This window comes from Rubinisphaera italica, from assembly GCF_007859715.1.
Lineage (GTDB): Bacteria > Planctomycetota > Planctomycetia > Planctomycetales > Planctomycetaceae > Rubinisphaera > Rubinisphaera italica.
Map to the genome: position 1 here is coordinate 5410185 of NZ_SJPG01000001.1, position 18839 is coordinate 5429023.

The 18839-nt window shown below is 49.1% G+C and carries 15 protein-coding genes and 1 tRNA gene; 11 read left to right on the top strand and 5 right to left on the bottom strand.

The window, feature by feature from the left end:
• Positions 1 to 42: 42 nt before the first annotated feature.
• Positions 43 to 1437 carry an MBL fold metallo-hydrolase gene (locus Pan54_RS20645; protein ID WP_146505280.1) on the bottom strand — a complete coding sequence of 465 codons (1395 nt, stop codon included), beginning with the start codon at positions 1435 to 1437 and terminating at the stop codon, positions 43 to 45.
• Positions 1438 to 1839: 402 nt separating this feature from the next.
• Between Pan54_RS20645 and Pan54_RS20650 the strand changes: the two genes are divergently transcribed.
• Both Pan54_RS20650 and Pan54_RS20655 read left to right on the top strand, forming a co-directional pair.
• Positions 1840 to 2562, top strand: coding sequence for a YebC/PmpR family DNA-binding transcriptional regulator (locus Pan54_RS20650; protein WP_146505281.1), 723 nt, complete (start codon positions 1840 to 1842; stop codon positions 2560 to 2562).
• Positions 2563 to 2956: 394 nt separating this feature from the next.
• Positions 2957 to 4366, top strand: a complete 1410-nt coding sequence (locus Pan54_RS20655; protein ID WP_146505282.1) for a DUF1559 family PulG-like putative transporter — start codon at positions 2957 to 2959, stop codon at positions 4364 to 4366.
• A gap of 195 nt (positions 4367 to 4561) precedes the next feature.
• On the opposite strand, the gene Pan54_RS20660 is transcribed toward Pan54_RS20655, so the two are convergent.
• Positions 4562 to 5878 (bottom strand): DUF1552 domain-containing protein, encoded by a 1317-nt coding sequence (locus Pan54_RS20660; protein WP_146505283.1) that lies wholly within the window; start codon positions 5876 to 5878, stop codon positions 4562 to 4564.
• A 72-nt stretch (positions 5879 to 5950) separates the two neighbouring features.
• A complete protein-coding gene (locus Pan54_RS20665; protein ID WP_146505284.1) occupies positions 5951 to 8266 on the bottom strand; it encodes a DUF1592 domain-containing protein in 2316 nt (771 codons plus the stop codon).
• Between the two features lie 397 nt (positions 8267 to 8663).
• Between Pan54_RS20665 and rpsL the strand changes: the two genes are divergently transcribed.
• From rpsL to Pan54_RS20700, 7 genes are all read left to right on the top strand, one after another.
• A complete protein-coding gene (gene rpsL, locus Pan54_RS20670; protein WP_146505285.1) occupies positions 8664 to 9035 on the top strand; it encodes a 30S ribosomal protein S12 in 372 nt (123 codons plus the stop codon).
• A 58-nt stretch (positions 9036 to 9093) separates the two neighbouring features.
• Complete coding sequence (gene rpsG, locus Pan54_RS20675; protein WP_146505286.1) at positions 9094 to 9567, top strand: 30S ribosomal protein S7; 474 nt, start codon at positions 9094 to 9096, stop codon at positions 9565 to 9567.
• A gap of 143 nt (positions 9568 to 9710) precedes the next feature.
• Positions 9711 to 10091: a sirohydrochlorin chelatase gene (locus tag Pan54_RS20680; protein ID WP_146505287.1), complete on the top strand. Its 381-nt coding sequence runs from the start codon at positions 9711 to 9713 to the stop codon at positions 10089 to 10091.
• Between the two features lie 202 nt (positions 10092 to 10293).
• Positions 10294 to 10992: a GntR family transcriptional regulator gene (locus Pan54_RS20685; protein ID WP_146505288.1), complete on the top strand. Its 699-nt coding sequence runs from the start codon at positions 10294 to 10296 to the stop codon at positions 10990 to 10992.
• A gap of 18 nt (positions 10993 to 11010) precedes the next feature.
• Positions 11011 to 12597 carry a sodium:solute symporter gene (locus Pan54_RS20690; RefSeq protein WP_146505289.1) on the top strand — a complete coding sequence of 529 codons (1587 nt, stop codon included), beginning with the start codon at positions 11011 to 11013 and terminating at the stop codon, positions 12595 to 12597.
• A gap of 2 nt (positions 12598 to 12599) precedes the next feature.
• Complete coding sequence (locus Pan54_RS20695) at positions 12600 to 13505, top strand: dihydrodipicolinate synthase family protein (protein ID WP_146505290.1); 906 nt, start codon at positions 12600 to 12602, stop codon at positions 13503 to 13505.
• A gap of 39 nt (positions 13506 to 13544) precedes the next feature.
• A complete protein-coding gene (locus Pan54_RS20700) occupies positions 13545 to 15503 on the top strand; it encodes an FG-GAP repeat domain-containing protein (RefSeq protein ID WP_146505291.1) in 1959 nt (652 codons plus the stop codon).
• Positions 15504 to 15649: 146 nt separating this feature from the next.
• Here the strand turns inward: Pan54_RS20700 and Pan54_RS20705 are convergent, their stop codons facing one another.
• Positions 15650 to 15949 (bottom strand): hypothetical protein, encoded by a 300-nt coding sequence (locus Pan54_RS20705; protein ID WP_146505292.1) that lies wholly within the window; start codon positions 15947 to 15949, stop codon positions 15650 to 15652.
• Between the two features lie 498 nt (positions 15950 to 16447).
• A tRNA-Thr gene (locus tag Pan54_RS20710) sits at positions 16448 to 16520 on the bottom strand.
• 152 nt (positions 16521 to 16672) lie between these two features.
• On the opposite strand from Pan54_RS20710, the gene Pan54_RS20715 reads away from it, so the two are divergent.
• Positions 16673 to 17506, top strand: coding sequence for a phytanoyl-CoA dioxygenase family protein (locus Pan54_RS20715; RefSeq protein WP_146505293.1), 834 nt, complete (start codon positions 16673 to 16675; stop codon positions 17504 to 17506).
• A 134-nt stretch (positions 17507 to 17640) separates the two neighbouring features.
• Entirely contained in the window at positions 17641 to 18831 is a 1191-nt protein-coding gene (locus Pan54_RS20720) for a PP2C family protein-serine/threonine phosphatase (RefSeq protein WP_146505294.1), read from the top strand.
• Positions 18832 to 18839: the final 8 nt, after the last annotated feature.

The window sequence follows — 18839 nt, forward strand, 5'->3', positions numbered from 1 at the left end:
AATTGTTGTGGATGGGTTCCACTTGTGTTAAGAGTGTATTTTTCACACCTCAAAAGATTGCCCGCGAGTTGGAATGATCGGGTCTTCATCCGTGAAATCTCTCAGCACTTCGGCAAGCGCTGTTGCGGAGTCAGGTTCGCCGTGGACGAGAAACGCCTGACCGATTCCCCCCGCTTGAGCAGCTTGCTCGAACCACCAGCGGAAGTCCGTTACATCAGCATGAGCCGATAGTCCATCCAGCTTTTCGACATGAGCCTTGAGTCGAAAATCTCGATCGAAAAACTTGACGTACTTTTGCCGCTCGGCAATGCGGCGGCCCGTTGTGTGTTCTGCCTGAAAACCAATTAAGGCGACCGTGTTGTGAGGATCGGAAATCGCATGAGCCAAATGATGCACAACGCGCCCACTTTCGCACATTCCCGAGGCAGAGATAATGAGCATCGTTCCTTCACGATCATTTAACTCTTTGCTTTCATGCGAAGACAGCACATAACTCAGCCAGGGAAATCCAAACGGATCGTCGTCATCTCGCAGCAAAAGCTGGATTTCAGTATCCATGATCTCCAGGTGATCGCGATAAACTTTCGTGAGTCGCGTCGCCAGTGGACTGTCGACAAATACCGGAATTGGAGGCAGCAGATTTTCGTTGAAGAGTTCATTTAGAAAATAAACCAGCTGTTGAGTTCGGCCCAGTGCAAAAGCAGGCACAATCACACGGCCTCCGACCGCGACCGCTTCCTTCAGAATTCGCAGCAGTTCCATTTTGATATCCCCTGATGGGGCATGCACGCGATTGCCGTAAGTCGATTCGCAAATCAGCACATCACAGCGTTCAATCGTGCTCGGATCAGGTAACAATGGCAAATCGCGTCGGCCCAGATCCCCTGTGAAGACGATTCGTTTCCAGATTCCATCCTCCTCGAGATCGACTTCGGTAATCGCAGAGCCGAGAATGTGTCCTGAGTTGAGGAAGCGAATGCGAAACCCGCTGGCGATTTCGTGACGCTTCTCAAAGTCGAGCGGCTCAAACAACTCCATCAAACCGTCAACATCATCCTGGTCATACAACGGCTCAACTGAAGGATGCCCCGGTTTCAAATGTCGAGACAGGTAACGGGAATCTTCCTGCTGAATTTTGGCGGCATCTTTGAGCATAATCTCAACAAAGTCAGCCGTGGCAGCTGTACAGAAGACGCGACCACGAAATCCCATCCGGAACAAGCGGGGCAGGTTTCCGCTGTGATCGATATGCGCGTGCGACAGGATGACGACATCGATGTCGCGAGGATCGTAGGCGAACTCCTCATTCTTGCGTCGCGATTCCGCACGGCGTCCCTGAAACAGCCCGCAATCAAAGAGGATTTTACGACCATCAGATTCCAGCAGATGCTGACTCCCCGTGACTTCTCCAGCAGCTCCGTGAAATGTGAGTTTCATGTTTGATTCCGTTTTCTTGCCGAGATCGAGCCGAGTCTGTTCTTATAACCGCTTATAAGCCTGACTTAATCAATTAAATCTGGGGTGGCGGGGGCGCTCCGCGATAGCGGAAGCCCCCGGAAGTCCAACGATTCGGGGCTTCTTTTCGAGACCGCCTCCGCGATCCGTCGTCTTCGAATCGGTTCAATGTCGAGTCTGATCTTATGTAGAGTTACGAAAACATATCCCGAAATGTCACCAAAGTCGATCTCATCGAAGGTTTGGAATGACGGGGTCCCAAGTCACAGACCTCCGTTCCGGTACTCACTCCCGTTCCTTTCGTAATTGCTCTTAGCAATGGATTTGTCTATTCTTAGAGAAGTTCAATTTTTTTTGACACCTGAAAATAAGTAGATTCGTTCCATGGGAAGAAGTTTCGAAAACCGGAAGCATTCGATTGCTAAGACTGCTGCGCAGAAGTCCAAACTCTATTCACGCTACGGCAAAATGTTGTACGTGGTGGCCAAGAATGGTGTGCCTGAACCGGAATCGAACCCGGCTTTGAAGAACATGATCGAAAAGGCAAAAAAGGAACAGGTTCCCTCCCACGTTATCGAAAAAGCGATGGAAAAAGCCCGGGGAGCTGGGGGCGAAGACTACTCGGAAGCCAAGTATGAAGGCTTCGGGCCGGGCGGATGTTCAGTTATCGTCGATTGCCTGACAGATAATCCGACGCGCACATTTACCGACGTCCGCAACTGCTTCAACAAGGGCGGCGCGAAGTTGGGAAATACTGGGACGGTCGCTCATTCGTTCGATCACCTTTCAGTCCTCTCCTTCAAGGGAGACGATGCCGACCAGATTCTCGAAGCCTTGCTCGAAGCGGATGTCGATGTCGATGATGTTGAAAGTAATGATGGTCAACTCACCGTATTTGCAGCGGCGACAGACTTTTTCAAAGCCAAGCAGGCGCTTCTGGAAATGCAACCCGACATGGAATTCGACGTCCAGGAAATTGCCTTTGTCGGACAATCCGATGTCGAACTTAGTGGAGACGATGTCGAAGCTTTTGAAAAGTTTCTGGATCTACTCAATGAGTGCGACGACGTGCAAAACGTGTATCACAATGCGAAATTTCCGGATTAATACTCTCTCGGTCAGGGTGTAATTTACTTTTGCTGAATCTCATGAGTTTCCAGTAGCCTTACCGCTGAATGTGATTTCTCGATAAGACTGAGTTTATTGAAGGTGTGATATGTCGGATGAATCTTCACGGCGGTCTTCTAAATCTCCCAAACGCCGCAAACGTCGAACTCCTGAATTGCAACGGGAATTGCCTGCCAAAGTCGTTCGCAAGAAGTCATCGACGCCGTCCAGAAATAACAAGAAAAAACCGGCTCAGAATTTGACACCAATCATTGGTGCAGTGGTTGGTGTGATTGTCTTAATAGGAATTGGCCTGCTGGTCAATTCGTTGTGGACATCGGTGCCGAATCTGAATGTGATGACTGCTCAGTTGAATGACAGTCATGATGATGTGATGAACGAAGCGATCTCTCTGATTAAAAAAGAGATGACTGAGTTCTGGCAAGACAAATTTGAAGCAGCAAAAAGTCAAGATTCCGCTGAGCTACAAAGAAAGAAATCGGAAATTTCTTTTAAGTATTTAAAATTGAGTAAAAAACTTGATGAATTTTCAACTCGCTTTTTGAAACTTGGGCCTGTCGAATCCGCCAAAGTGAAAACCTGGAATGAAGAGAGAATTGATTTTCGGGAACAACAAGACAAAGAGATGAAACAACAGGTTGAGTCTTATATGAAGAGCATTGCTTCCAGTAATCAACAGCGACTGGATTTCAATCTCCTCAATTTCATACCATTGGAACTTCAAATGAGCATTCGCCGATTTGACGAAATCCTACCGGCCATGATCATACCAGAGTCTGCTCCGTCCTCGCCACAGGATCAAGCGTTATTTGATGGAATCCGACTTGCTCAAGAGGGCTGCCAGATACTGGGATTTGTGACAGACCAAAGTTCGGCAAATGGGGCCGTTCGTTCGCTTTCGAATCAATCACAGAAACTGAACGAGATTGCCAATAAAATTGAAACACTTGCTTCCGATAATGGACAAGCGAAGAAAAAGTACAGTGATTCGATCAACGCTGTAATGAAGCTTGTCAATTCGCTCGTCAGCAAGACAACTCAGTTAGCTGTGAGTGATGCAGGAACCTTGGAAGAAATTGAGACGTTTCACGCAGCGGCAATTCAATTTTCCAGTTCGAATTTTGGTGGCAGTCAAGTCACCAATTCTACTCAAGTAAAACAAACGACCCCAGGTAGTACAGATATTTTATCCAGCTTGAAGCAGGCTGGGCTCTCTTTACAAAAAAATCATAACAATGAATCTCGATTTCCAACTGTTTTGCCTATGGGGCAAAGTGTATCAGGATTAAGTTGGCGAGTTCATGTTCTGCCCTATTATGGCTATGAAGAATTGCACGCGCAGTTTCACTTGGATGAGCCTTGGGATAGTCCTCACAACATCAAATTGCTGGACAAGATACCGGATTATCTAGCCATCGGTACTGCACCGGGATCGGGGAAAACTCGAATCCATGCATTTTGCGGTGAGAACAGCCTGTTATCGCAAGAGAAGCCTAGATATGCGAGTTGCACTGATGGAACCTCAAGAGTTCTCAGTCTGATTTTTACAGATTCAGATAAAGCTACTGAATGGACCAAACCCGGAGGAATCGCGTTCAATTCGAATGATGTCACCGGAAGTTTGGGGCAGCCCATCAGAGGAAAGTATTTCGTTGTCTTTTTCAGTGGACAGGTAGGGACTTTGTCCGATCAAGCCCCTGCTGAAGTGATTGAGGAGTTGATCGACCCTGATGATAGTTCGACGTCCCTTAAATTTGCGCCGTATGTTACTTATCTTAAATAGTGTGACCGGCAGAAAAGCGGGTAGCCTCTAAAGATTCTTGCGGGGTGGCGCTGCCGCAATCAGTCAACTGCTTGCCGCCCTACAAGTTAATATCTGCGTTGCAAAAAATAATTTAACGACCGCGTTCGGCAGGAGCAAGCTTAGCGTTTTACGAACATTTGACGCCCATGCGACTGCACAGAGCATAACAAATGCCTAACTCAACGCGAGTGGACCATCGCCGCAGTAGTCGGGGTTGCCGAAGGTTTTGAGGTCGTGGCCGAAGCTTTGGGCGAGTGAAAGGTGCAGGCGGTTATGGGCGACGTTTTTCAGTTTGAGAGAACGGCCCATCTTGTAGCCCATGCCTCCACCGATCATGACGAACGGAATGTCGTTGAGGGTATGGGAATTGCCTTTGCCTAGTTCGTTCGTCCAGATGACCATTGTGTTATCGAGCATGCTGCCGCTGGCACCCGGTTCGGGTGTCTCGGCTAATTGCTTGACGAGGTAGGCAACTTGCTCGGCATACCAGGTGTTGATTTTCGTCAGCTTCTCGACGGCATCGGTGTTGCTGTCTGGCTCGTGGGAGAGGCCATGATGGCCTTCGTCGATGCCGAGCCAGTTCATCTTGGCTTGTCCGACCGAGTTCGTGAACTGCAAGGTCGCAATGCGGGCGAAGTCGGCCCGGAAACTGTTGACCAGCAGATCAATTTGCATCTTACTGATCTTCGGCATGTTGTCGTTGACTTCTTTCACGCCCAGTTCCAGCTTCGGAACGGCATGTCCAACATCAGCTGGGTTTTCCTGCTTAAGTTCGCGTTCCATATCGCGGACAAACGAAGCCTGTTCATCGAGCAGATGACGATCTTCTGCACTGACCATCAGACGAAGTTTCGCGAGGTCTTGTTGGAGAGGATCCATAATACTCTTCAGGCTCTCGCGGTCTTTCATCTTGCCGTAGAGTTTGCTGAGCATCTGGTATGGATCGTCAACTGGAGCAATTGGTTTGTTCGCACCGGCGTAAACCATGCGCGTCCAGGTATCGGCTCGTTCGGGAACCATTACGCCGAATTCGAGGGAGCCGAAGCGGGTTTGTGTAGCAGGATTCTGCTGCAAGACATTTTTGATTTCCTGATCGATCGACAAGCCACTCGACCAGCCAGCCGGGGTGTGAGAACCTCCCTGGATATTGCCGGGGAACAATTCCGATCCCGTCAACAGGCAGCCCATGCCCCGCATGTGAGAGTCGCCATCCCCTTTGATTTTGTCGCTGATGCCATGCAGAGTGAGCAGTTTGTCCTTATAAGGCGCAAACGGCTCCATGATCGATTTGAGAGCAAATTGTTCCCCTTCTTCGTCCGGCCAGAAATTCTGCGGAACCACTCCATTCGGGCTGAAAATCACAACCATGCGTTGTTTTCTGACCGTTGTGTTGGCGTACCCTAAGCTGGGCAAACTGGCGAGGAAGGGAATCGACAATGCTCCAAGACCAGCGTTCTTCAGAAATTCGCGACGTTGCATGGAGTATTTCATGGAAGGACCTTCAGAAGGTAAGTGGTGGGGGAGCTAAGACTATTATATCACACAGTTTCAGGAAATAAAGAGTTACTTGTGCGTATCAAGCACAAGTTCCTGCTTAATTGCCCTTTGTCGCAGAGCCGATTTTTTCGCGATGTTCAGCATCAGTTTCTGCATATTGTACTGATTATTCCCAAAATCCTGATCGAGCTCACTGATCATTTCCGGGCCAAATGCCTGAATCGGCTGCTTGATCAGATACTGGAAAAACTGCTCGATAAACGCCTGATGGGCCTCGTCGCTATTCGTCAAAAACCGGGAAAGTTCCTCGGCTCCCTGGAAGCGGTTTTGTTCACCTTCACGGGAGATGTAATAGCCCGAAGCATCGATATCCCGGTTGCGTTCCTGTTTTCGGTATCGGCCAACTTCATCAAAGTTCTCCAATGTGAACCCCAAATGATTGATTAATCCATGGCAGGAACTGCAAGCAACTGGTTTTGTCTGCATGGCAATTCGTTCCCGGGTTGTCATGGTCGGATCGAGATCCGGCGGGGTGGGAGTCACTGCAATCGGTGGCGGCTTCAAAAAACGCCCCAATAAACTCCGCGAAAGAAATACGCCTCGATGAATGGGTGATGTCGAGTCCTCATAAGCCAGTCCAGCCAGTAAATAAGGATGCGTTAGAATCCCTGACCGATGTTCTGGCTCAAAAGGAATCTTTTCAAAGACCGGACCGTTGACTGCAGGCAGTCCATAAAATTCGGCAATCTCGGGACTGGCATAAATCGATTCCGCCTGGAGCAGTTTGCGATAATCGGATTCATCCGACCAGAAAATATCCTCAATGAATAACTCGAGCGAATCTTTCAATTCACTAATCAGCCTGGCATTGAACTCGGGATGTTCGTCATCGGCTTTCGATAATTCGCTGAAGTGATCGAAATATAGCCAGCCGCGAAAGAACTGGCGCACTTTTGCTTTGGCTCGCGGATCTTTCACCATCCGGTCAACCTGCCATGTGAATCGATCATTCTCAATCAGCTGATGTTTCTCTGCCGCTTCGAGTAATTTCGGATCGGGAATCGAATCCCACATGGTCAGTGACAGCCAGGCAGCCAGATCGTAATCGTCAAACTGTTCGTTCCCGAGATAAGGAAACAGAAATCGAGGAGACTTGAGAATCAACAGTAGCGACCGTTTGACGGCGATAGCTGTGCTGGGTGATTCTGCAAACTGCCTTTCGATGTAAAGTTGCTTTAACTCCTCCGAAAGCGGACGACGAAAGGCGCGTGTCGCGAAGTCGAGGCAGAATTGTTTTAGTTTCTCTTTATGTTCCTCATTGATTTCGGGGATTTTAATCATCCCCGGAATCTCCGGCATCAATTTGTCGGTGACTTCGACTGCAGCCGTGGTGACGGCATCGAACCAGTCCTGAGAAACCTGCACGCCACGTTCATAGCCAACACTTTTATCGTCGGGTGGAAAATCGGTTTCGACAATCAACCATTTCGGCATCGGGCTGGCCGAGAGATAATGCGGCGGAATGTATTGCTCGGTGCCATGTGGTGGTTTCCACTTGAGGTGTGCAGAGACCAGTTTGTCGGTCTTGGACTTCCGAACTTCAAGACGAATCCCGTAAGCGCGACCTTCCAGCAGAAACATCTCCTCACGATATTCCGTTTGATCTCCGGATTTGACACGGATATTGATCAGAGGCGGATCACTACCATTTACTCGGAGATAGCATTGATTTTCCGAGTCAACAATAAATTCATACCAGCCCGTCTCGGCAGCCAGCACAGAACCTTCCCAGATCATGGTATATTCCGGTTCCGTAATATTCTCGGGATCGGGACCAGCCTCACCGAAATCAAAATTGATGAGAGAATCAATTCTCTCAATGGCAAGATTCTCTTTATTCTGCTTATTCGATTTGTAGTAACGGGCTTTGAGTCCTTGTTCGTCGCCAAAGTTGTTGGACCAGCGAAAGCTGTTCACGAGATCGGCGACACTGTTGCGATATTGACGAACGGTCAGTCGGGAAAAATCGACAGAGGGTGGCTGATTTCGCACTCGGGCAACGATGGAATAGAATTCCTGATGGATATAAGCCGCAACGGCATCGGCATCCTCGGCGACGCAAACTTCAGGCTCGCCTTCCGGCATCGCCTCGGAGATGTAGGCAGACAATTCTCGAACAGCCAGATCGCCAATCAAGGGTGACGGATAAACCGATTCCACCCCCTGACCTTTATCGCCATGGCAGTCGACACACTGCGATAAGTAAATCTTTCGCCCTTTTTCCAGCTGTTCTTCTGCTCTGGCTGAATAAATAAATGTCAGGCAAAGCAGGGGGAAGGTCAGAGTGACGAAAAAATCTGATTTCACATTTAACGATCGCATGAGCCGACTCGATCTCTACAGACGCAGGAGGGAACTTTTGTGTGCTGACGGTGGATGTCAGATGAACTGGGAAGGCAAAATCAGTCAAATTGTGTGACTGATCCATGCTTAATTATACGAATGTGATATCAGCGATTCAATTGGGTATTATGTAAATAGTGGGGGGAATTAATTTGTCAGTACAGTCATACAGGTTAACCATACCTGTAATTTATGAAAAACTTCGTGATGATTTTCTCAGCTACCCCGTTAAAGTGATTTGACGATTTCCTATTTAATCGGTATCCTTTTCGCTTCGCCTGAAATCAGGTGGATTGACGGGAAGAGTACGCGGCTGAAGCCAGCCTGGATGTAATCTCCTAACTTTTGTGATATTAGTGACTTAGGGTCAGCAAGTATGCCGACAATCAATCAGTTAGTGCGTAAACCACGCAAAAAACAAATTGCCAAAAGTAAGACTCCACTTCTTGAAGGATGTCCTCAGAAGCGAGGCGTTTGTCTTCAGGTGAAGACGATGACACCGAAAAAGCCGAACTCGGCTTTGCGTAAAGTGGCTCGTGTCCGTTTGTCGAATGGAAAAGAAGTCACGGCTTATATTCCCGGTGAAGGCCATAACCTTCAAGAGCACTCCATTGTGCTTGTCCGTGGTGGTCGAGTTCGCGACCTTCCCGGTGTGCGTTATAAAGTTATTCGCGGCGTGCTCGATACCCTGGGTGTCGGCGATCGTCGTCAGGCACGCAGTCGCTACGGTGCGAAACGCCCTAAATAAGCAACTGACTGTCTTATAAAAGTTCCACTTTTCTGGCCCTGTAAAGTATAGATGATTCATGGCGAAGCGATTTACTGCCTCAGTTAGTCAACTGAAACCCGATCCTCGGTTCAATTCGATCCTGGCCTCGAAATTTGTCAACTGTTTGATGCTCGATGGTAAAAAGAGCACCGCACAGCGTGCATTTTACGATGCGTTGGAAATTATCAAGCAGCGTATGCCGGAAGACAGCGAAATCGAAGTCTTCGAGCGAGCTCTTGAAAACTGCAAGCCGTACATCGAAGTGAAATCAAAGCGTGTCGGTGGTGCAACTTATCAGGTTCCAACACCTGTGAAGCCAAAACGTCAGCAGACACTAGCGATTCGCTGGGTTTTGGCTGCTGCCCGAGGTCGCAAAGGTCGTCCAATTTCGCAGAGTCTGGCTGAAGAGTTCATGTCAGCCTCTCGCCGTGAAGGTACCGCGATGACCACACGTGAAAACGTACACCGCATGGCCGATGCGAACAAAGCCTTCGCCCACTTCGCCTGGTAAGCCAGTTGCGAAGAACAAAATATTGAAAAACGCGTTCTCCTGGAGGACGCGTTTTTTATTTGTCTCGATTAAATCACCAATAGGCGAGCTTAGTCAGTCATGATTCGGGTGTTCCCCCGCTCATTGTGGCATAAAATGCGATTATGAATACTCAGCAAAACGATACCACAATTCTGTTAATCGCACATGGCAGTCGACGTCAGCAGGCGAATGACGATCTTTTCAAACTGGCGGATATGGTCCGCAAGGCTCGTCCCGATTCCGTCGTCGAGAGCTCATTTCTCGAACTCACAGAGCCGACGATTCCTCAGGGAGCCGAGAAGTGTGTTGCTTCCGGAGCAAAACGCGTTCTCATGTTCCCGTATTTTCTCTCGGCCGGTACGCATGTGGTCGACGACCTGGAAGAGTTTCGCCAAGGCTTCGCAGAGAAATGGCCCGAGGTGGAATTCAAGGTCTGTCCCCATCTTGGACTGCACCCGCTGATGGTGGAAATCGTCTTTGACCGCATTGCTGCAGCGGAATAGTCTGCTGAGCTGACTTCAATGCTGAAGTTACAATCGCGAAGTGCAAGCGAGTGTGTCACAATCCTGCCCGACAAACGCAATCGCCCTTTGTGCTCGTGAGTGTAATTTCTTCTTTCGCTTGAATTCCCATCAGTAAATGATTATTTATAGTCTATAGACCTGTATGGACTTTTTGTGACATCTACGATTACGGCTGTTATCAATGTCGACCACTCACTCCCGTCGTGCTTACGATCACCTGAAATCGAAACTGATTTCGGGTGAGCTTGCGCCGGGAAGTCGGATTCTTTACGGGCCTGTTGGTAAGGAACTCGGTATCAGTGCGACCCCCGTCCGCGAAGCGATTGGCATGCTGGTCAATGAAGGTTTTGTCGATCTTGTCCCACAGTTAGGAGCAGTCGTTCGCAAAATCGAACGGGAAGAGTTGATCGAACTCTATGAGATGCGGGAAGCGCTCGAACCTTATGTCGCAGAAAAAGCGGCAGAGAGGATGTCGGAAAATCATCTGCAATTTCTGCAACAACACTATCTGGCGATGCAGGAGATCACTCAACAAGTGTTGACTGGTGAAGTCGATGCCGAGGATATGAAGACGATCAAATCATTCGAAGAGCATGATCTCGCCTTTCACAAAACGATACTCGACTCCTGCGGTAACGAAATCATGATCCGAACTGTCGAAAATTCTCATGTGTTGACCAGAATCTTTTCGACTAATCGTCATCGCTACGATGCCGAATTGATGCACGCTACCTGTGAAGATCACGAGCGAATCCTCAAAGCGTTATTGCAGGGGGATGCCATCGCGGCTCAAGTTGCGATGCGTCAGCATATTCGCAAAGGGCTCGAAGTCACTTTGCATTTCACGGCAAACCCTGCAGACCGCCGCTGGCGATTATAAAGAAATGCCAAGCTCACTATGAATCTTGCCTCGCTCGACATTTTTGTATTTGCGATTTACGTCACAGCAGTCGTGGCGATGGGTTGCTGGTTTGTACGCAAAAGCGATAACACAAGTGAGTTCATGGCTGCTGGGGGAGCGTTGCCTGGGTGGGCGGTAGGTCTGTCCATATTCGGAACATTTCTGAGCAGCAATACATTTCTGGGAGTGCCCGGGAAAACGTATGGCACCAATTTCAACGCCTTCGTATTCAGCCTGACCCTCCCCATCGCGGCATGGTTTGCAACGCGATTCTTTATTCCGTTCTATCGTAACTCCGGTGAGATCTCGGCTTATCATCACCTGGAAATGAAATTTGGATTGTGGGCCAGAACTTATGCGGTTGTCTGTTATCTGCTCACGCAAATTGCACGGATGGGCGCGATACTCTTTGGCGTTGCACTTGGCTTGTATGCACTCACTGGATGGGATGTGACAACGATCATCATTGCGACGGGGATACTTGTCACCTTTTACACGTTACTCGGTGGAATCGAGGCGGTTATCTGGACCGATGTTGTTCAATCCATCGTGCTGATGGGCGGAGCGATCCTCATATTCGCGATGCTGGTTTTCGGCATGCCGGAAGGGCCGTCTCAGGCGTTTACGATTGCTGCGACTGCGAACAAATTCAGCCTGGGAAGCTGGGCATTGAATTTCACAGAGCCGACGGTTTGGGTATTACTGCTTTATGGGACGTTTATTAATCTGAATAACTTTGGCATCGATCAGAGTTTCGTGCAGCGATACCACACCGCTAAAGACGAGCGTTCCGCTAAACGGGCCTTGTGGCTGGGAGCGTTGTTGTACGTACCAATTTCGCTTTTGTTTTTCATGATCGGTGCGGTTCTGTTTTCCTATTACGATGCTCATCCCGAGATGTTGCAGGAAGTTCGCATGCAGGTAGCCGCGGAAACAGAAGTTGAACCACTCTCACAAACGGAACTGGAAACGAAAGCCGCTTCACTGACCGATGAAGAAATTGGCGATAAAGTGTTGCCGCATTTTATCGCCAATCAATTGCCCGTCGGTCTGGCAGGATTGTTAATCGCAGCGATTTTTGCGGCGGCGATGAGCAGTGTCGATACCTCACTGAATTCTTCGGCTACGATCATCCTGAAAGACATTTACCAACGGTATTGGGACCGAGCTCCCTCCGAACGAACTTCCATGCTTGTTTTGAGAATTGCGACCGTCGCAACGGGGGTTGTTGGAACGGGAGTCGCGGTTGCTTTGATTGGAGTGAAAAGCATTCTGGATGCCTGGTGGATTCTGCAGGGAATTTTTGCAGGAGGACTGCTCGGCTTGTTTCTGCTCGGTGTGATATCCCGTTATCCGCGCGGGCATCGTGCCATCACTGCTGTGGTGATTGGCTTACTTGTCATTGCTTGGATGACTTTCTCGCCGAATATGAAGCAACTTCCCGAAGTCCTGCGAAATCCATTGCATGCGAATATGATTATAGTTGTTGGCACTCTCACAATTTTCCTGGTTGGCATCATTGTCGCCCCACCTATTAAGCCCACTGCTGACGTTCCCATCGAACAAGAAGAAAAGAACAAATAAAAATGACACAACCTCGTTTTCAAGGCATTGTGCCCCCCATGGTTACACCACTGCTCACTTACGATGAGTTGGATCGATCAGGGACTGAGCGTCTGCTCGAACATCTCATTGAGGGAGGAGTTTCCGGAGTCTTCATTCTGGGAACGACCGGCGAGGCTCAATGTCTGAGTTATCGTCTGCGTCGGGAACTGATTGAACTGGTGACAAATGTTGTCGCCGGTCGAGTCTCGGTACTCGTCGGTATTACCGATACCGCGTTTGCAGAATCAGTCTCATTGGCTAATCATGCGGCATCATGCGGAGCCGATGCTCTCGTGCTGACGACGCCCTACTATTTCCCTGTCGGACAAACAGAACTCCTCGGCTACACCCGGCGACTGGTTGAGAAACTTTCGCTGCCTTTGATGCTCTATAATATGCCCAGCCTGACGAAAGTCTGGTTTGAAATTGAAACGCTCAAGCAACTGGCAGAGGATAGCCGCATTGTTGGAGTGAAAGACAGCAGTGGCGATCTCGAATACTACGGCCGACTGACAGAGCTCAAGAAACTGCGACCCGACTGGTCGATTCTGATGGGCCCGGAAGCCAATCTGATCGAGTCTATGCAACTCGGTGGCGATGGTGGCGTGCATGGCGGAGCGAATATTTTCCCCAGCCTGTTCGTCAAATGCTACAACGCCTGGCAGCAGGGGGATGAAACAAAAGCTCGTGAGTACGAAAAGCAAATCACGGCTCTGCAGGCGATTTACGACATTGGAAAATACGGCTCCCGATTTATCAAAGCAGTCAAAAGCGGTCTCGGAATTCTTGAGATCTGCAGCGATCACATGGCTGAACCGTTCAATCATTTTCTGGAACCGGAGCGATTGAAAGTCGCCGAGATACTCAAAACGATTTCAACTCCATAATTTGGGCACCATCAAATCTCCAAACTCAAAAGGAATATCATGCGAACAATTAAGACGCTCGCTCTATTGTGTGCAGCCGCTTGGATGTACGAAACCCTTCCAACAAACGCAGCGGACTTCGAGCCGATTCTCTACAACAATCCCGGATTGAAAGTCGATCTGGGTGTTGGACTTTGGGGATGGCCACTGCCGATGGATTACGATCAGGATGGCGATTACGATTTGCTCGTCTCGTGTCCCGATGTCCCTTCGAATGGAGTCTACTTCTTCGAAAACACAGGGAATGATCCCAAGCTGCCTGTTTTCAAACCGGGAGTTCATCTGGGCAAGGGGATGTCAAATATCACCCTGTCTTACGTCGATGATCGGCCTCGCGTGCTGGTGCCCGGTTATGAGTTGACAGAAATTCCGAGTGGAAATGTCAATGAAAAACAGAAGATTTATCCTACCAGTGAAGTGCTGCGAAATGGCGGGAAACTGAGAGCTCGTCAATGGAGTTATGTCGATTTCGAAGGAGATGGCGATCTCGATTTAATTATCGGCCAAGGCCACTGGGATGACTACGGCTGGGACGATGCCTTCGACGATCAGGGAAACTGGACTCGGGGCCCGCTGCATGGATTTGTTTATTTGATAGAAAATAAAGGCACCACAGAGAAACCCGATTACAAAAAACCAGAGTATGTGCAGGCGGGGGGCAAGAACGTCGATGTGTACGGCATGCCCAGTCCGAACTTTGCCGACTTCGATCAGGATGGCGATCTCGATTTGCTCTGCGGCGACTTCATCGACGGCTTCACTTACTTTCAGAATACAGGAACACGTGAAAAGCCAGTCTACGACAGTGGACGAGAGCTGGCTCGTGATGGCGAAGTCATCAACATGCATCTGTGCATGATTGTCGTTTCCAGTCTCGATTGGGATCGTGATGGCGATGTCGATTTGATTGTTGGCCAGGAAGATGGCCGGGTGGCTTTTATTGAGAACACAGGGAAAGTTAAAGAGGGGATGCCCCAGTTCGCGGAACCGGTTTTCTTTCAGCAGGAAGCGAAGTATTTGAAATTCGGAGCCTTGGTGACTCCAGTCGGCTTCGACTGGGATAACGACGGCGATGAAGACCTCGTCTGTGGTAACACGGCTGGGGAAATTGGCTGGTTCGAGAATCTTGATGGAGCCACTCAACCGAAGTGGAGTCCGCCGAAGTTACTCGAAGTGGATGGCAAACCAATTGTCATTCAGGCTGGTATGAACGGATCGATTCAGGGGCCAGCTGAGCAGAAGTGGGGTTATACTACGATTGATGTCGCTGACTGGGACAATGATGGATTGCCAGATATTCTCGCCAATTCGATCTGGGGCAAAGTCGTCTGGTATCGGAATGTGGGAACTCGCGAAAAACCTCAGTTGTCTGCTGCTCAACCTGTGACAGTCAAATGGACTTCAGAACCTCCCAAGCCAGCCTGGAACTGGTGGTCACCAGCCGATAATGAATTCGCAACACAGTGGCGAACGACTCCCGTGGTCATCGACTGGAATGAAGACGGTCTGAATGATCTGGTGATGCTCGATCACGAAGGCTATTTGGCATACTTCGAGCGGGAAATGGTCGATGGTAAGCTCCAACTCAAACCGGGCCAGCGAGCATTTCGCGGAGGAGCGTTTAACAATCGCCAGCAACCACAGAAAGCAGACCCTGAGAGTCCTCTACAATTAAACACGGGCACCGCAGGAGCGAGTGGCCGTAGAAAACTTTGCTTTGTCGACTGGAACGGCGACGGCAAACGGGACCTGCTGATCAACTCGATCAATGCCAACCTGATGGAAAATGCAGGCACCGAAAACGGGAAGATTCGTTTTGTCGACAAGGGAACGCTGGGAGATCGCCGTTTAGCCGGCCACACCACCAGCCCGACGACCGTCGACTGGAATAAAGATGGGAAGCCAGATTTGGTTTTAGGAGCCGAGGATGGTCTGCTGTATTTTTTGCCGCATGAGTAAGATCGAATGAGACTACCACGGGTGGCGGGGGCGCTCCTCTTCAGCGGAAGCCCCCGGAAGGATCGATGAGCAGGTTGAGCATTGTTTCGACAATCATGGACTGCCTTGCAATACAACGTCAAAGCCGCGTCCGCTCAAGGGAATAGTTAGCCGCAGAGTTCGAATGATGGTGGCTTGTCATCGCTTGCCTCATGTGTGACTGATTTGCTGATCTTGAAGTTCACGACATTGTTCAGCGTGTACTCAGCATCTTCAACGCTGAAGGACTGCCCATTCTCTGTGCCCCTTTCGATCAGATGGTTGGGAGTCAGATCAACGCCAGTGTAGACCACCAATGCCCTCTTGTGACTCTTGCCGGTTTTGAGCGACTTGAATCCAGGCTTGTCTGCTTCTGCAATCAGAAATTCGCTCCGACTCATCTCGCGAACGAACATCTTCTTGGTCATGGATGCTCCTGTGGCCTGATGCGGCCAACTAATTGATAGACAGGAATGACTTCTGTCTAATAAGATTTGATATTCTGTATAACACAACCCACATTATTGACTGATGAATCGACATCAGTCAATCAGAAGAAGACTCTCCCTTATTTTTAAAGCCTCGGAAGTTCAGGTCCGAAGGGTGGAAAAATATCGAAGTGATCATTACGAAAATTGGCGACACTTTTTTAAGATAAAAGCCAGATGTCAAGCAAAATCCTATTTGGTCAGCGGAAGTGAAAAAGACGCTTTCTGAATACAGATGCCAGCAGATCTGCAGCAGTTAATGAGACACGAGTCGATCGAGACAACGATGCGGTTTTATGTTGGCCGAAATGCCCAATCTGTGACCGCAAAACTCTACGAGGCGAGCCAACGTGACATTTCACGTGACAGTGCAGCGGATGAATCGAAAAATAGCGACTCGAAAAACAAAAAAAGCCCTGAATAACAGGGCTTTTTGAGAGCCGCCGATGTGACTTGAACACACGACCCATGCTTTACGAAAGCATTGCTCTACCAACTGAGCTACGGCGGCGATGGTATGAGTTTATTGACACGACAGGGAAATTCAAGTTCGCGGTCGTTTGCTGAGTGCTTGAATCCCTGTAATGAATTGCGTTTTGCTGATACAATAGCGATTCGTGATGTGTCTGTGAGTGAAAATTCCTCTAAACGGTGCAGAATCTGATGGCTACCCCTTCTTATAAAATTGTTCCCGATCAAGCTGAACTTGACGCCATTGAACGAGATTTGAAATTCTATCCGGGCACGGTGACGAATCCGAAGGTCTTAACGACTGAACAGATCGAGCATTATAATCAAGAAGGTTATATCCATCCGATCTCGATTTATTCTCCGGAAGAGATTGGAGAAATCCGCACGTATTTTGATGAACTGCTCGAACGAGTCATTGCGGAAGGTGGTGACAGTTATTCGATCAGTTCCGCCCATTTGAAGCATGGGAAAGTCTGGGATATGCTGCACGATCAGCGGATTGTTGATTGTGTTTCCGATATTCTCGGTGATAACGTCATCGGCTGGGGTTCGCACTTCTTCTGTAAGATGCCCCATGATGGGAAAACGGTGGCCTGGCATCAGGATTCGAGTTACTGGCCTCTCACGCCAACAAAAGCATTGACCGTCTGGCTGGCGATTGATGATGTCGATGCTGAGAACGGGCCGATGAAGTTTATCAGTGGGTCTCATCATGTTGGACATTTGACCTATCGACCAAGTTCGTCGCATGAGCACAATGTCCTGAATCAGACGATCGATAATCCCGAGCAATATGGAGAAGTGATCGAAAATCACTTACAGGCTGGCCAGATCTCGATGCATTCCGATCTGCTTCTGCACGGTTCAGACGCCAACGATTCCGACCGACGTCGCTGTGCGTTGACACTTCGCTTTGCGGCAGCTGATGTGAAAGCTCATCTGGGGTGGAACGGGAAAGGGGTGCTTGTTCGCGGAGAAGATAAATCGGGACATTGGGCGAATAATCCTCGACCAGAAAACGACTAATTTCAGTGTAATTTCGTCCGTTTTTGAAACTGACTTTCATAAACAACACTTGATGCTTGCGTTATCCCGGGAACGCGATCAGAATTACAATCTCTTCTTATTTTTCTGATCAAATCTTAATGAACGGTTAATTCATGCGGGTACTTGTGGGCTGGGATGATGCGGATGAGGCGGAGCTTCTAAAATTATATCTGGATGTCGACGACACTGAGGTTGAGGTGCACACGACGTGGGATGATTTTCTGGCAGCCGCACTGAACGATTCGAGTTGGGATGTTTTTCTGATTTCGACAAGTACGCCAGATGTCGACACAGCATACGAAGCCTTTATGAAATTGCGTGAGGTCTCTGCCGATCATGCAATTGTGGGTGCCTCTTCCCAGGAAGATGTCTATCGAATTGCTAAATTTATGACGACCGGATTACGCAGCTACGTGATCCGCGATCACAATAAAGACTACATGTTTCTGCTACATGCAGCTCTGCATAGTGCGATGGAATCGGTTCGAGCCGAACGCGAACGGGTGATCTCCGCAAAACTGAGACAGGAGATTGATTCGGTTCGCAAACTGCAGGAGTCAATCATTCCGCGTCTGCTCAACGTGCCCGAGGGATATCAGATTGAAGGCCGATATGAATCGTCAGAAATCAGCGTGTACGGCGGACTTCCAGTCACGATGGCCGGGGGCGATTATTACAATGCGCTGACTATGCCGGATGGCAATATCGCCCTGTTAGTCGGTGATGCTTCCGGGCATGGAATGAAAGCCTGCATGTCGATTATGACATTGCATACCTTGATCCAGATGTTTCCTTCAAAGCGATATACCGATCCGGCGGTCTTTGTTCGAGACATTAATGAAAGTCTTTGCAGCCATGCGGTCGTGAATGATGATGGAGGGTTCATCACGCTGTTGTATGGAATTTTAGATCCCGTCAAGCACGAATTTGAGTGGGCGGCAGCCGGTCATCCGCTGCCGATGATTCATGACCTCACGACCAACACTCTTGAAGAACGTGGTTCGAGTGATGATGTCGGCATGCCTCTCGGAATTTGGGATGGGTCAGAATATGTGAGTCAGAAAATTGATGTGCCGGAGCACTGCAGACTCGCCCTTTATTCCGATGGCTTAGCTGAAGCCTTTCACGACGAAGAAGGCTCTCACGTTGAGTTTGGAGTCCCTGGAATTAAACGCGTCCTACAGGAATCGGCTCAGTCGACTCTTAAGGAAACCGTCGAAGCCTTGTTTCGATCGAGCCATGCCTTTACCGAGGGAATGGGCCGGCACGATGATACCAGTGTGTTGATTGTTCAACGAGATTAGCAATAGGA

Bases quoted from the DNA above. Each gene is read 5' to 3' on its own strand.
- Pan54_RS20690 (WP_146505289.1), top strand. From the start codon at position 11,011: ATGAATCTTGCCTCGCTCGACATTTTTGTATTTGCGATTTACGTCACA.
- Pan54_RS20680 (WP_146505287.1), top strand. From the start codon at position 9,711: ATGAATACTCAGCAAAACGATACCACAATTCTGTTAATCGCACATGGC.
- rpsG (WP_146505286.1), top strand. From the start codon at position 9,094: ATGGCGAAGCGATTTACTGCCTCAGTTAGTCAACTGAAACCCGATCCT.
- Pan54_RS20685 (WP_146505288.1), top strand. From the start codon at position 10,294: ATGTCGACCACTCACTCCCGTCGTGCTTACGATCACCTGAAATCGAAA.
- Pan54_RS20655 (WP_146505282.1), top strand. From the start codon at position 2,957: ATGAACGAAGCGATCTCTCTGATTAAAAAAGAGATGACTGAGTTCTGG.
- Pan54_RS20720 (WP_146505294.1), top strand. From the start codon at position 17,641: ATGCGGGTACTTGTGGGCTGGGATGATGCGGATGAGGCGGAGCTTCTA.
- Pan54_RS20715 (WP_146505293.1), top strand. From the start codon at position 16,673: ATGGCTACCCCTTCTTATAAAATTGTTCCCGATCAAGCTGAACTTGAC.
- Pan54_RS20705 (WP_146505292.1), bottom strand. From the start codon at position 15,949: ATGACCAAGAAGATGTTCGTTCGCGAGATGAGTCGGAGCGAATTTCTG.
- Pan54_RS20665 (WP_146505284.1), bottom strand. From the start codon at position 8,266: ATGCGATCGTTAAATGTGAAATCAGATTTTTTCGTCACTCTGACCTTC.
- Pan54_RS20695 (WP_146505290.1), top strand. From the start codon at position 12,600: ATGACACAACCTCGTTTTCAAGGCATTGTGCCCCCCATGGTTACACCA.
- Pan54_RS20650 (WP_146505281.1), top strand. From the start codon at position 1,840: ATGGGAAGAAGTTTCGAAAACCGGAAGCATTCGATTGCTAAGACTGCT.
- Pan54_RS20700 (WP_146505291.1), top strand. From the start codon at position 13,545: ATGCGAACAATTAAGACGCTCGCTCTATTGTGTGCAGCCGCTTGGATG.
- Pan54_RS20660 (WP_146505283.1), bottom strand. From the start codon at position 5,878: ATGAAATACTCCATGCAACGTCGCGAATTTCTGAAGAACGCTGGTCTT.
- rpsL (WP_146505285.1), top strand. From the start codon at position 8,664: ATGCCGACAATCAATCAGTTAGTGCGTAAACCACGCAAAAAACAAATT.
- Pan54_RS20645 (WP_146505280.1), bottom strand. From the start codon at position 1,437: ATGAAACTCACATTTCACGGAGCTGCTGGAGAAGTCACGGGGAGTCAG.